This is a genomic window from Haloarcula sp. HT12, assembly GCF_055271655.1.
Genome location: NZ_JBUXKW010000010.1, coordinates 1 through 14,249, shown reverse-complemented (window position 1 = coordinate 14,249; position 14,249 = coordinate 1). Strand labels below are relative to the sequence as shown.

11 protein-coding genes and 1 pseudogene are annotated in these 14,249 nt (G+C 54.9%); 7 read left to right on the top strand and 5 right to left on the bottom strand.

Features of this window, described 5'->3' with window-relative positions; genetic code table 11:
* Positions 1–143: 143 nt before the first annotated feature.
* The 5 genes and pseudogenes from ACY9XZ_RS21800 to ACY9XZ_RS21780 form a co-directional block, all read right to left on the bottom strand.
* The gene (locus ACY9XZ_RS21800) at positions 144–548 is read right to left on the bottom strand and encodes a TRAM domain-containing protein (RefSeq protein ID WP_463459020.1); all 405 of its coding nucleotides are present in this window, start codon (positions 546–548) and stop codon (positions 144–146) included.
* A 178-nt stretch (positions 549–726) separates the two neighbouring features.
* The gene (locus ACY9XZ_RS21795) at positions 727–2,982 is read right to left on the bottom strand and encodes a PAS domain-containing sensor histidine kinase (protein WP_463459019.1); all 2,256 of its coding nucleotides are present in this window, start codon (positions 2,980–2,982) and stop codon (positions 727–729) included.
* Positions 2,983–3,193: 211 nt separating this feature from the next.
* The gene (locus ACY9XZ_RS21790; protein WP_463459018.1) at positions 3,194–3,349 is read right to left on the bottom strand and encodes a DUF7837 family putative zinc-binding protein; all 156 of its coding nucleotides are present in this window, start codon (positions 3,347–3,349) and stop codon (positions 3,194–3,196) included.
* A 935-nt stretch (positions 3,350–4,284) separates the two neighbouring features.
* Positions 4,285–5,285: pseudogene (locus ACY9XZ_RS21785) on the bottom strand (IS630 family transposase).
* A gap of 42 nt (positions 5,286–5,327) precedes the next feature.
* Positions 5,328–5,588: a hypothetical protein gene (locus ACY9XZ_RS21780; RefSeq protein WP_463459017.1), complete on the bottom strand. Its 261-nt coding sequence runs from the start codon at positions 5,586–5,588 to the stop codon at positions 5,328–5,330.
* Between the two features lie 183 nt (positions 5,589–5,771).
* Between ACY9XZ_RS21780 and ACY9XZ_RS21775 the strand changes: the two genes are divergently transcribed.
* The 7 genes from ACY9XZ_RS21775 (at position 5,772) to ACY9XZ_RS21745 (ending at position 14,058) form a co-directional block, all read left to right on the top strand.
* Entirely contained in the window at positions 5,772–6,956 is a 1,185-nt protein-coding gene (locus tag ACY9XZ_RS21775; protein WP_463459016.1) for a poly-gamma-glutamate biosynthesis protein PgsC/CapC, read from the top strand.
* Complete coding sequence (locus ACY9XZ_RS21770; protein ID WP_463459015.1) at positions 6,957–8,141, top strand: Mur ligase family protein; 1,185 nt, start codon at positions 6,957–6,959, stop codon at positions 8,139–8,141.
* Positions 8,138–10,255, top strand: coding sequence for a CapA family protein (locus ACY9XZ_RS21765; protein WP_463459014.1), 2,118 nt, complete (start codon positions 8,138–8,140; stop codon positions 10,253–10,255). Before ACY9XZ_RS21770 ends, ACY9XZ_RS21765 begins: the two co-directional genes overlap by 4 nt.
* Before the next feature lie 153 nt (positions 10,256–10,408).
* Entirely contained in the window at positions 10,409–10,960 is a 552-nt protein-coding gene (locus tag ACY9XZ_RS21760) for a hypothetical protein (protein WP_463459013.1), read from the top strand.
* Positions 10,961–10,987: 27 nt separating this feature from the next.
* Complete coding sequence (locus tag ACY9XZ_RS21755; protein ID WP_463459012.1) at positions 10,988–11,434, top strand: hypothetical protein; 447 nt, start codon at positions 10,988–10,990, stop codon at positions 11,432–11,434.
* Positions 11,435–11,601: 167 nt separating this feature from the next.
* Complete coding sequence (locus ACY9XZ_RS21750; RefSeq protein ID WP_463459011.1) at positions 11,602–12,345, top strand: CapA family protein; 744 nt, start codon at positions 11,602–11,604, stop codon at positions 12,343–12,345.
* A 36-nt stretch (positions 12,346–12,381) separates the two neighbouring features.
* Entirely contained in the window at positions 12,382–14,058 is a 1,677-nt protein-coding gene (locus ACY9XZ_RS21745; protein ID WP_463459010.1) for a transposase, read from the top strand.
* The last annotated feature ends 191 nt before the right edge of the window (positions 14,059–14,249 follow it).

Genomic DNA, 14,249 nt, shown 5'->3' with positions numbered 1-14,249 from the left:
CAGTAGTTGAGACTGGCAATCTCAATGCATATGCTCGAACCGATCAGTTTCATGAACAGGATTGTTGGCAGAATCCTCAGTCACCAACCGTATTCATGCCCTGTTCGAGAAACAGGGGATGGGATACCACCAGCTCTGGGATCTTACTCGTAGTAGTCGAGACGTTCGACAACCTCCGCAAAGGCAACATTCCTCTGAACATCAGTGATTTCGACGGTAACGCGTTCGCCTTGTTTGCTCTCGGGTACAATGATGACGAACCCACGCTCAACCCGAGTGATGCCGTCACCCTGGTCGCCGAAATCTTCGATTTCAACGGTCCGCTGCTCCCCTTCTTCAACGGGCGGTGTCTGTGGGGTCTGGGAGGTAGCGTCGGTATTGCTGGTCTCATCTGCTGTCGGTGCGACCAGCACAGCCACACGATACGTCTGACCGGGTTGGACCTCACCAGTCTGAACCTCTTGCTCTGGGATTTCGATAACAGCCGAGCCATTGCGTTTCTCGACAGGTACAGAGAACAGACAGAGAAATTGGTCAGGAATATCCATCTGTATACAAAGCCTCCATAGCGTAGGTTACGTGACTCTACTCCCGGGTCGGTCTGTCAGAGCGATCACGATGAACACGTGGACGATACCCTGACCGCTACGGCCACGACTCTGATCAACCTGAAGCTGCACGTTACATTGTGAAATCAGCGAGTCTGGGTACCTGACTCAAGTTGTCTTATTTCTCGGTTTTGACGCCCGTAATCTCAAACCGTGCGCCACCGGCGTCGCTCGAAGCTACAGCGATTGACCAGTCGTGTGCACCGACGATTTGTTCGGCGATCTGTAATCCGAACCCAGTCCCGCCGTCTGACGTGGAGTAGCCGGCATCGAACACCGTTTCGCGTTTCTCCGGTGGGATGCCTGGTCCGTCGTCTGCGATGTAGAAGCCATCCTCAAGCACTCCGACTGTAACCATCACATCGTCGCCACTGTGTTCGACGGCGTTCCGGAACAGATTTTCGAGCATCTGTCGCAGTCGATCAGTGTCTGCTTCAATAATGGTTTGCCGGATATCGTCGCTTGCATAGCGGATGGTGGCGTCGGTGGCGTCATCGCATGCGATAGTCCATGCGGCGTCTACAATATTCCCGAGTGTTGTCTGTTCCGTTGTACCGATGCCCTCGCCTTCGCGAGCGAGCCAAAGGACATCTTGGATAATGCGGTCCATCCGATCCAGCGCCGTCTCGATTGTGTCGAGATGGGGATTTTCGACGTCTCGCTGGAGATGTTCCAGTCGGCCTATCGCGACATTCAATGGATTCCGGAGGTCGTGACTCACGACTCCGGCGAATTCCTCCAGCCGTTCGTTTTGTTCTTCCAACTCACGCTTATGGGCACGGAGCTGGTGAACCTGCTCAACCTGATCGAGTGCCGTGGTCAGGCCATCTGCGAGAATCTCTCCGAGGATGCGGTCGCGCTCATTAAATGCTCCAGGTGACTCAGACGCCGCTATCAGGAGCCCGTGTTCACCGAGCGGGAGAAACAGTTCGCTCCGGACAGCCGTTTCGGGGTTGTAGACCGCCGGATCGTCGCGAACGTCGTCAAGCACCAGTGTCTCGCCGGACTCGTACGCGCGCCATGCGATACTGCCCCCGCCCTGAAACGTCGGTGGGTTGCCGACGAGTTCGTTCCCGGCCTCGGTCTGTGCGACTGGGAGCAAATCGCCTGACTCCTCACTTTGCAGGTGAATCGCGTTCGCTTCCAGTCCCACCACGGTCCGTGCCGCGTCAACGCCCATTTCTGCGATTTGTTCCCGGCTGTTGACGGTCATCAGTTCCTGGCCGGTCTCGTTGAGCGTCTTGAGCCGGCGTTCGTACTCTTTGCGCTCTGTGATGTCACGCGAGATGACCATAAACCGGTCACTCCCGTCGATGCTGAGTCGAACAATGTGGGCCTCGACGGGTAGCGTGGAGCCGTCGACCCGCTGGAACTCCGTTTCAATGCGCTGCCGCTCTCCGATGTCGATCCCGTCGATCGTTGCGTAGAATTCGTCGGGCCCGATCTCGGTGTCGATCTCCCAGACCTTCTGGCCGACGAGTTCCTCGACGGACGCGTCGAGGACCTCACAGAACCGCTGGTTTACGTCGAGAATCGTCCCGTCGGCGTCGTTAACGTTGACCATATCGGGGGAGTGCTCGAACAGCGCTACAAGCCGTGTCGTCGCCCGTTCGAGTTCTCGCTCCCGTTCGATCTGGTCGGAGATGTCCCGGACCGTACAGACCAGTTCGTCGTTCTCGGTCAGTGACAGCCGATGGGCTTCCGTGAACGTCGTGCCGTCCGCGCGGACGCCGACCGTCTCGCCCTCCCAGTACCCCTGAGACTCGACAGTCGGGAGGATCTCCTCGCGAATGGACTCGATGTCGACGTCGCGGTAGAGTTTGCGCCAGTGTTCACCGACGAGGTCGTCGGGATCGTACCCATAGAGATCCGCATACGCCTGATTGACGTAGATAAACCGGCGCTGATCGTCGAGAATACTAATTCCCTCACCCGCGGTCTCGATAGCGTCGAGCTGTCGCCTGCGTTCGGTCTGAGCGTGAGCTCGCTCGACCGCGTTCCGAATCCGATTCGCCAGCACTCGGTACTGCTCCGTCCCGGACTCTTTTTGTAGATAGTCAGTTACCCCGGCTGAGATGGCCTCACTCGCAACTTCCTCAGACCCTTTGCCAGTGTACAAGATGAACGGGAGATCGGGATACTCGACGCGAACGGCTTCGAGAAACTCGATCCCGGTCCGGCCGGACATATCATGGTCGGAGACGATACAGTCGAAGTGAGATCTGTCGAGTCGGTCCAAGCCTTCCTCGGCACTGGTGGCGGTCTCGACGATGAACCGCTTGTCTTCGCGTTCGAGAAACGTCGCGACTATATTGGCAAGTTCGGGATCATCGTCCACGTGGAGGATGTGAATGGTATCGGGACTAGACGACATCGAATTCCTCTATCCTGTCTCTGATCCTGCATCAGATTAAACTTACCAAAACAGAATTTAAGTTTTCATTATCAATAGAGGTTGATTGAAACCGGACAAATCAATGCATTCAGTATGAATTGCAGCGAAATTCGTGAATTGAGGTCATCCTCTGCGGCGTGAATCAAAGCGACTGACCAGGCTGACCATACCTGCGCAGTCTGTCACTGTGTTACTGTCTTGGCGCGACAACGCCTTCACAGCTCGGACACTCTGCCCAGATGCCCTGGCTGCCGTCGTCCTTCTCGTATTCGACAAGGAGCCACATCTCAGGGATCCGCTCGCCGCAGTCCGGACAGCGACCGAGTGATGATTCGTCGGTGTTCATACAGGGTGGAAGGTGCGTGTAACTGGTTCCTTCCAGTTGATAGTGGAGCGTCCGCAAATGTAAGCGTTCGGCAGACGGTCGCTCTCCGGGACACCGTGTTTCCGGTGAACTGAATGGTCCACCATAGCTGAGTCACAATCGTCCAAAGTAGAGAAACGATGGATGTCCGGACAGTTCTCATGAAACGGTCCGTCAGAGGTAGTCGTAGAGTGCCAGCGTTGTGGGCCGACGTTTTCCCGAATATTGCTGAAGGTCAGGGTGTCATTGAACAGTTCCCAAGATGGTTGATTTCAACAGCGCCGGGGACGAATCTCCTGCTCAGTGTATCTGCGTACTGAGCAGACGAAAAAAATCAACTCTGTCTTTGACCCTCCGGAAATGCCTGATACCCCTGAAAATCTTACATGCGATGAAAAAAGCAACCGGAATCATTACCATCATAACGATTATTATCAATTCTGGGAAACCCAGAATCTGTAGAGTGACTATGCCGAAATATGTCTGTCTCTCTGCATTACCATCCTTTCCCTCAATGGAAAGACCTGAAGTCTGTACTGACCGAACTGAATCCCGATTTTCGGCCCTTTTTGATGACTGAGGCGCGTCGTAGATTTCTCGGTTAATTGCCGAGGCAATACAAATCCAGTGTAGAGGTTAGCATACTCCTCCGCCTTCGACACTCATGACGGCCCGTAACGCCGGCCACGGTTCTGCCCCTCGGCTTCAATCAGATTGGTGTGGACTATCTTCTGGAGATAGTTGCGCATCATCCGCTTGCTCTTAAATCAGTCGACCGTTCACAGTACTCCTCGTACAATTCGCCTGGTGGTGTCACTCCATCTCGTTCATGATAATCTTGTAAAGGATTTCCTGCTCTACGGCCAGTTTCTCAATGTTCTGTCTGATGACTTCAGCTTTTGCTTCTATAGTAGACGTTAGAAATAATTACTCACTTTTGGAAGCGAAAGTTGGTCAAGAGCAGTATCGATCGCGGTGGTCAGTTGCTCAAGCGAGTCAAAGAACCGGTTGCTGAGGGCGTTCTGGAGTTGTCGCCAGCACTCTTCCACAGGATTGAGCTCCGGCGAATACGCCGGGAACGTGACGAAGGCGAGGTCGTCACGGGCCGCCAGGTCCGTGACGGCCGACGCCTGGAAATACGGTGCGCCATCCAACACGACGAGCAAGTCATCTTCGAACTCTTCACATAACGCGAGAATGAAATGTTTCGCGTGATCGGCGGTAACGTACTCGGTGAATCGTGAGAAGAAGCACTCGCCGTCTTCGGTGATCGCGCCGAGCAGACACGTCCAGTCGCGTTGGCCGGAAAGTTCAACGCTCGGCCGCGTGCCGCGCGGAAACCACGCGGCACGCGGCTCGACCTGGACGGATTTCTTGGTTTGGTCGATGCAGACTATTTTGGCGTCCATCTCCGATCGCTTTTTTTGATTTCGTCGTGGAACTTCCCTTGGTCGGATTCTTCGGCTTCGGCGGCTGTACGGTGTGGTTTTTGATAACTCAATCCAGCCTCCTTGAGCAACCGCCGACAACTTGGATAAGAGTACTCAACGCCGTAGGTTTCTTCGAGAAATTCCTGGACGAGCGCCGGCGTCCACGCCGGCGCGTCGATCCCGACTTCCTCGGGAGGTTCGTGAACGGTTCGTTCGAATTCTTTTTGCTGTGATTCTGAGAGTTTTCGTTTTCTTCCGGATCGATGAGCATCAGAGACAGCTTGCTCAAGCGGTTCGTCCGTATCGAGTCGCATGAGCCAGCTGTAGATTGTTCTTCGGCCGGTATCGTGCCACTCAGCAAGTTCAGTTTGCGTCACGCCGTTCTTGTACGCAATCGCCGCTAACAACCGCTGAGTCGGCTTGTTTCGGTCAATCTTGTCAAGCGCGTCTTGGAGTTCTTCGACGGAGATCTCGTCGAGATGGTCCATTGCCTACAGTAACAATTTTCGGGCGGAAAGTTCTAACGATTACTATATCTGAACAGTGCCCGAAACAGGGGCCTCAATGGCCGAATATGTAATCTTGTTCGCATTTTCTTGTCGGGCTGTGCGTGCAGCCACTCTGAGTGTCCCGATTGCGACGCGTGCGTCACCGGCTGCTGACCGAGCGATTCTGTCGAGTTGACTTTCGCTCACAACACCAGCATCCACCGTGTGCTGAGAATCGAAACTTGATCTGTGAGACTCCGTCTGCTGAATTCTATACTTTGTGTTGACGCGCTTCCCAACCATTCAGGAGCGTCTGAGCAAACCCCAAAATAGCATACTTGAGCGTTATTTTTGGTTGACATCACCTCCGAAAAACACCGGAATGCTTATTATAGTGAAAACGCCAATAACAGTAAATAAACGGTGTGAGAGTTGCGAATTCGCCCGATCTGTTTGTATCAACTGCCACTAGTATAAATTCATTGTATGTTGGTTGCAACGATAATGATGTTAGCCGGTCTGACTATCGGGATCGCCGCCGCCCAGTTAGCTGGCTTGCGCTTGGGGGGAGTCATTGTGGTCCCTCTGATTTCAGTCTATTTCCTCAGGAGCTTTGCTACGTTCCCTGTATTTGTCGCCAGTGTCGCCGCAGCGTATGTTTCTATACGGATAATCAAAAATCGACTTCTGCTTTATGGCCGACACCTGTTCATTGTGAGTGTCCTGATTGGGGCGCTCATACCGGTATTGGTTTTTAGAATTTTAGTTGTTTTTGCCGGCATTGACGTTGGTTTGAGTCAAATTGAGTTCATCGGAAGTGTACTTCCAGGCATCGCTGCATATAATTTCCATCGTATCGACGCCGAGAAACGAATTCTTGACATGGTTTGGAGCCTTGCTGTCGTTCTCTTTTTAACTGTTGTTGGAATTGGATTGGTGATTTTTGTCGGCTTGTCTCCTATTGCCGGACTACTCCCGCCGGTGTTGCTCGGTCCAAACGCAGACATCGCAGTCGCGTTTGGACTGACTGTCGGCCGGGCGTCGATTCCAATCTTGACCTCAGACGCGATTTCAGTCGGCCTTCTTGGACTCGGGATGGCGCTCTCAGAGGGGATTCGGTCACGGTACGGTCTCCGTATCGGTGGGGTCATCATCGTCCCGCTAATCATCCTTATTTCATTCCGGAACGGCTGGATGGTTCCCCTCTGGATTGGGACAGCCGTGCTGACATATCTGGCTGTGCAGCTTGTTCACTGGTGGACGTTACTCTATGGGCGCGTGTTACTCGCACTAGGGGTTATTGTCGGCCTGCTCGTCAGTATCTCCGCTGTGACGGTCGTACCGGTCCAGCACGGCCTTCTTCCGTTTTTTGTGGGCATCCTCGGCGGTATTTCTGGCTACAACCTGCACGTAGTCCCCCCTGCCGAGCGGCGTGCAAACGTTTTCGTGACAGTCGCTGTATTTGTCATTGTCACGGCAGCAGCGCGACTACTTGTGATTCCATCTACAGCAGGGTTTCTCCAGTACGTCTCTGGCGCCGACGTAGCTCTTGGGACCGTCGCCTGTTTGCCGGCGCTGTACGAACTCTATCATCTCGAACGAATCAGGCCACGAGACACGGTCGACACGACGTCGACGCCTTCTGACTCAAGCGCGGGAGGGCATGGCTGAATGAGCCTGGTACCAGATACCGACATAGAGACAGTGTCGGAGCTGGTCGATGTAGTGACGATCGGACTTTTGAACGCACTGGGTGCAGGTCCAACTCATCGACATCGTCTGGGGACAATCGACACGAAGATTGTCGTCTCGGGGACTCGCGGTAAGTCCACCGCTACGCGATGGCTACACGACGTATTCCATCGGCGGGATAGAGATACCTTCGCAAAAATAACTGGAGATGAGCCGGTAACGCTACACAACGGGACCGAACAGGCGGTCGAACGAAGCGACCAGGTCCGTCTTTATGAGAACGAGCGGGAACTTAGAAAGGCCATTGATGCCGAAGTTGCTATCGTTGAGAATCAGGGTATCCGACAGTACACCACGAGACTCGTCAACCAGTCGTTCGTGAAACCGGACGTGCTCTTCTTGACCAATGTGCGAGAGGACCATATGGATACACTAGGTCGGAATCGAACGGCAATCGCGCGGTCGCTGGCCCGTGGCGTTCCTGCTGGAACGACCGTCGTCAATGGAGAGACCGACCCTACACTCCGCTCATACATAACTGCCGAACTCAACCGACGAGATGCCACGGTCAGACACGTCGACCCCCCAGAGTGGGCGACTGAATTCCCCGGGGCCGAGGTGGTATTCGGCATGAACGAAGTGCTCGATGCCGTAGATGAACAGCCGTTGCCGTCTACTGATATCGATCAGAAACTCGGTGCAATGCTGCCCGAGTGGCGGATTCTCGAAGGCGGTCATCTCTATGACGCCTCGGATGTCAACGACGTTCAAAGTACAGAAATTATCCGACAGGCCCTCATCGGCAACAAAAAGACTGTCATCGAACCGGTTGTGAATCTTCGTGCTGACCGCCGCGGACGAACAGCCTCATTCAGGCGTTATTTCGACGATTTGGTTACAGACGGGCACGCCGAACGTGTCCACGCGCTCGGCGATGGCAGAGAGGTTTTCGCGAACACCACTCAGTTCCCGGTTCGGACTTGGGAGGAACCAACACCAGACCTCGTCCTAAACGATGCACTTGCTGCCGGAAATCCCGTTTTGATAATGGGTAACACTGTCACCGAGTTCATGCGCGAATTGACCGAGGAAATCGAAGCCCGCACCATCGACCGTGAGCCAGCAGCTATTTCCCAACAGGACCGGCTGGTAAAACGAACATGACCGATGAATCCCCATCTCGGCGGAGGTTTCTCGCGGCTTTAGGATCCGTGGCCAGTGGCACGCTGGCAGGCTGTGGAAAGATCGCTGACGTATTTCCCGCGTCAGACCCGCCCAACTCTGGAGTTCAATCTCCTGCAGGCGTCGTTCGGGGGCGCGTTGTCGATTCAACTGGTGGACCAGTTGTTGACGCACAGGTCCAAGCTCTGGGGAACAGTGGAATGAAATTCGCAGAGACGCGGTCCGGTTCTACAGGGCGGTTTTCTCTCTCCGTCGACCGACCAGTGTGGGTCAATGTCCGCGCCGAAGAGCACCGGACTCGCGTCCGTCCTTGCGCCCCAGGTAGTATGAACCGAATTGTTGTGCCTGAATCAGACGGATCGGCAGTTCTCACTTTTGGAGGGGACACCATGTTCGCTCGCCGGTTCTATACTGAACCGTCAGACCGGCTTAATCCGCGACATCAAATCAATCCTAACAATCGCCGTGCTGATCACGAGAAAATCCTTTCACCACTCGCCCCGGCACTCACCAACGCAGATCTTACTTCCGTGAATTTAGAGACGCCGCTTACAACTCGACCGCTCCGTCACCCCGAGAAGTTGTATGCGTTTGCCTCCCATCCAGTCGCTGCTGAAGCTCTCGCAGATGCTGGAGTTGATTATGCGACTTTAGGAAACAACCACGCCTTTGACGCACTCGGCCCGGGACTCCGCGACACGATCGACGCACTCACTCAAGCAGGTATAGGCCACTCTGGGGCTGGTGAATCTCCTGATGCTGCTTGGAACCCACACAGACAGCAGGCAGGCGATCTTGACGTGGCACTCCTATCGTGCACGACAATCACAGGTGATCAGTATGAAATCAACTGGACTGCGAACGGTCCCACAGACAGACCGGTCACCATTACAACCGACGGAGAAAGTCGAACTGTTCCTGCCGGAATAGGTGCCGCCAGAGGCACACCTGAGAGACTCAGCCGGGCCGTACGCCGTGCGAAAGATAATTCGGATTTTGTCGTCGTCCAAGTCCACGGAGGGGAGCCATATCAGCGGAGTCCGACAGCTACAGTCCGACGCCTCACCGAGACAGCCGCTCGCAATGGGGCTGATCTTGTCGTCAACCATCACCCGCATGTGACCGGCGGAATTGAGCGCGTGTCAGACGCCATCGTCGCGTGGTCGCTGGGCAACCTCGTATTCGACCAGAGAATTTGGCCAACGTTCCAATCATATCTGCTGAATGTGGTTGCTACTGCCGAGGGGGTGGCACGAGTGACCGCTGATCCGGTCCTGCTCGATGGATTCATTCCATACGGGGTTGTCGGCAGACCAAACCGGACGATTACTTGGCAAACACTTGCAGAGTCAACCACCGAAGCTACCGCGACACAGTCTGGTGTTGCAGTTGGTGAAGGGACTCAGTCAACAGACGTGATGACGGAGCAATTCACTGAGGCTGGTGTGATTTATCAAAGGATAGCCGGTTGGGTAGCAGGGGTCAACGATGGCCGAATCAGACTTGGCCAAAATCTGTTACCAACAGGTGATTTCGAGAGTACCGACATCGATGACCAAGGATATGATAGTGCCCTGTGGCGATATGGTCGGACATTTCCCACGATAGCTCAAGGCTACGGTATCGACGACTCGGGCGGCGTCCGACTCCGCCGCGTCAGCGGTAATCGCTCCCGTGCAATCATCTCGAATACACGACGTATTCCCGTCGCCGAACTACTGACAGTCGCATTAAACTACCGAGCCAGCCACAATGGGACAGAAGTCGAATTGACATGGTTCAGGGACACAGACGGGTCTGCTCTTGGCCGGCGCTCCTGGTCACTTTCGCCAACCGGTGGTAGTTGGCAGCATTTCATCAAGGAAGTCGACCCACCTGACAGTGCGACACACGCCAACATTTTAATCAGCCTCGAACCGCCGTCAACCGGTAGACGGCGCGTTGATATCGATGAGGTTCGTCTCATCCAGTGGGCAAACCGGGACGTGACCGCTGGACGTGAGTACGACCATCTGAAAGTGCGTGAGCCTGCGACTGTTAACTTTGACACCCCTGGAACTGTTGAAAATCCGCGATGGTCTCGTATCCGGCAATAGCTAAATCGCTTTGGTACAATTTCAGGAATGTTCACTTGTTATCGGTGAGTGGGTTTTAGTTCTGGAGAAAATAACGAGCCCATGACTCTGTCGGTGTCCAGATCCGACTGCTCCAGTCACTGTTAAGTCTGTCGAGAAGTTTATCTATATATAGTGAATTTAAACAAGCGCATAATCGAACAGTATGAACAGTTGTACGCCAGAGAAGAAGAGCTATACGAAAAAGAGGTTGAGAAACTCGAATCGCTACCGACCGCATTCAATCGTGGTGAGTGGTCGCGTGAGGATCTGGAGTGGATAATCGAATGGAAGGTCGGCGTTTTCACGAAACCAATATTGAAGCACCTCGAAAAAAATAGCGAGGAAGAGATTCGGTCGAAAGTAGAACGAGCAGTTCACGAGTCAGGAATTCAGACGCGGGTTGACGCGCTCACTTCTTTGAACGGCATCGGTGTTCCGGTTGCCTCGGCTATCCTTCTGTTTATTGACCCCGACCGATTTACCGTGATTGATGAGCGAGCGTGGAACGTGCTTCAGAAGACGGGACACCTATTGGATGACATTTCAGAAGACCCGACGGTCGAGGAGTACTTACTGTACCTCGGCACCTGTAGGGCGCTTGCAAACGAGTACGATGTGAGTCTCAGGGCGTTCGATATGGCGCTGTGGGTTCTCGATATTACCGATACCTCAGCGACCAATTGAATACTGATAGCAACAACCCACAACATCATGAACAACTCAGAGCGTCCCGGCCCTGATGCCGATGCCTCGGAGATAGCGGAGTGGATGGAGGAAGATTTTGGACGGGCACTTGCTGAAGGAGTAGAGTCTCTAGTCGACGAGGATGACACAGGCAGTGAAAACGGGACTGTCGAGGTTGAGATACTCAATCACCATCAGGGCGAGGTTGTCGGAACAATAGATACGAACGGGAACCTCAGCACAAAGAGCGAGGCACTTAGAGAAGCCTCACGGAAGTACCTCGAGAGGGGTGTTCCCGTCCTCGTTTCTACAACATACGAGAACGAAGACGGCGAGACGGTCCAGGCCGACGATGAACAAATAATCGAACCTGGAACAACGGGATTCGTGCGAGCCTTCGTTGATGAACTCCCAAGCCCGTTCGACTGCGCCTCTGAGACGCTTGCCGATCTGCCAGCGTACCGTGATGAGTGAACAAGAGTTGGAGAGAGCACCAACGGGCACGTCGAGTGAGGGCGGCAATTCACATCGCCGATAGGGCTGTTCCAAGTTTTCCGATGTACAGCGTGCAGTGGATCGGAGTTCGATTCTGCGCATGACGAGGTGGCAACATCTATGATAACAGGATGGTAGTATGTCGTATGGAATTCGAGGTCTCCCGTCGGCGTGTCATCAGGGCTGCGGGTGCTGGTACGCTCGTGGGGCTGGCTGGATGTGGGAACCCAGAGTCTAGCGGACTTCACAACTCCATCGATGGTACAGTCACCGACTTGGGCGGAGACCCGATTACTGACGCGCGAATCGAGGCCATCACAACGCCGGGGCAGGCCGACGAAGAGGCGCGGAGTGAAGAGAACGGGCAGTTCGAGTTGCCGGCTGAGCGGTCCGTGTGGCTCCGAGTCCGTCATCCTGAGTACCTATCCCGGGTGCGGGCCGTCGCACCGGGGGCCGAGCCAACAGTTCGGCTCACTCCGGACACGGGAACGACAGTGACACTCGGGTTCGGCGGGGACGTGATGTTCGGGCGGCGGTTCTACGAGACCGGCGGTGACGGCCTCTCCGAGCGAGCGCGCATCGACCCGCAGGCACGGGTGCGGAGCCACCAGAATATACTCCAACCAATACAGCCGCTTCTGGAACACACGGACATCACGTCGGTGAATCTCGAGACGCCACTGACGACCACGGACTGGACCTACCCGGACAAGACGTTTCAATTCACGAGCCATCCAGCCGCCGCTGGGGCGCTCGCCGACGCCGGCGTCGACTACACGGCGCTCGGGAACAACCACGTGTTCGACGCGTTGACACCCGGCCTCGAAGAGACGCAGACGGAACTGGACCGGGCAGGCATTGTTCACTCCGGGGCTGTATCGAGCAGTTAGACGAATACTTGAGCATGTCGTAGTCAGCCTCTCGTTGTGGCCCCAACACGTGAGTCTCGCCGTACTGTCTTTCGGGAAATCGCCCAGCTATCGTCTGTCGAGTGGCCCACGTACGAGTCTGGCCCGCTGTTCGATCGCTCATCCCTCCCAGCGCTGGAATCGGATGTTCGTCTTGTTGCGGAAACATGGTTCCAGCATGACGATCACGAGGCTGTTGATCCATTCGTCCACGCAGTGCCGCTGGCATACGTCCAATTCGATGTCCACGATCGATATGCAGGCTCAACAAGCTACGAGATGGAGACACTGTTTCGCCTGTTCCTGCTGAAAGAATGCCATGGCTGGAGCCACGAGACCGCCCTCGTCGAATACCTCACCAAGCATCCCGATCTCTGTGATCAACTTGGCCTGGAGTCGGTTCCCGATCAGTCAACCCTGTGGCGGAGCTGGCACCATCGGTTCACTGCTGATCTCCAAGATACCGTCGAGACCGCAGCGCGAACGATCCTCATCAAAGCGCAAAATGCGGGTGTCTCTGTTCCACGAGAACCAGAGCGTCAGAGCCGCAGATACGATAACGAGAATACGGAATCAGACCCTGATGACCAGACCGTATTAGAGCAGGCCGAGACCGTTACTGAACAGGTGAGTTGCGTTGCATTACCAGCGTTCTCACTGGACCGAGGCGAGGGCTGTGAGATCCACGAGAACGCCTACTGGGATCTCCAGACGTATCTAGGCCTCCGTGAGAATTTGGCCGTAAACGAGGGGGCCCGGAGCTTCATCCACGAATCCAATCGGGACCGGACACCACTCGGCCACGCCCATCGCGAGCATGTGCGAGACCTCTCCATCGAACAGATACGCGAGATGTACCGCCACGCCGTGAGTCGCCTCTTAGATCGAGTCGCAGAGACGGAGGAGTTCTTCCGAGCTGGTATTGTCGCGATCGACATCACCGAGTCCGACCCGTTCACTGGCGACCGTGCGGGCCACGAAGACGAGATCATCGGCACGAAGGAGAACACCGACGAGTACGCCTACCAGTGGGCGACAGTTCAGTTGGTTGGGAATGCCGTCCCAATCGTGTTAGACGCACGGCCGGTGCGGAAAGGCGATACGCGCAAGGAAATCGTCGAGGACCTCTTGGATTCGGCAGAGGCGGCTGTTCACGTCGATAACGTACTGATGGACCGGGAGTTCGACAGTCAGCACATCCTGGAGATGCTGAGTCAACGCGGGCTGTCCTACGTCGTCCCGAAGCGGATGCAGACCAGCGAAAAAGCGCAGGCAAAACGACTTCTGAAGCGGGGGAAGGACCGCTACGAGACTGATCGAAAACTGCATCTCGGCGACAACGAGTGGCACTCGACGACGCTCATCTACCGACGGAAAGAGAACTCCGAACACACCGATCATCAGCAGTATTCGGTGTTCATGACGAATCGGAAGAGTGGCCTTCTCTCGGAGTATGGCTACCGATGGGAGATTGAGAGCGGCTACAAGTCGATCAAGCGATTCATGGGTGCGACGACCTCGAAGCATTTCGGCCTGCGGTTCTTCTACTTCGCGTTCGCCTGTTTGCTGTACTCGATTTGGCGGGCTGTGGACCTGCTGGTACAGGTGCAGTTGACTGGTGAATACAAGCATTCACCTATTGTGACAGCCGACAACACGCTGACGCTGGTAAAGAAGGAAACGGGAATTGGATAGCGAGGGTCTCTCTCCGTGAGAGCGCAGCGTCTGAGTGGCGACACTATCCAGAGTCTCAGAAATCCTCTGGATTAGTTGGTTTGGAAACAAGAACGGTCGTTCAGAAAGCGATCTGACGCAGATTCCACTCATCAATTCGGCCGATACCACGCATTACAGACCCGGTATACCCGCTGTAGTCTCAACTTCCA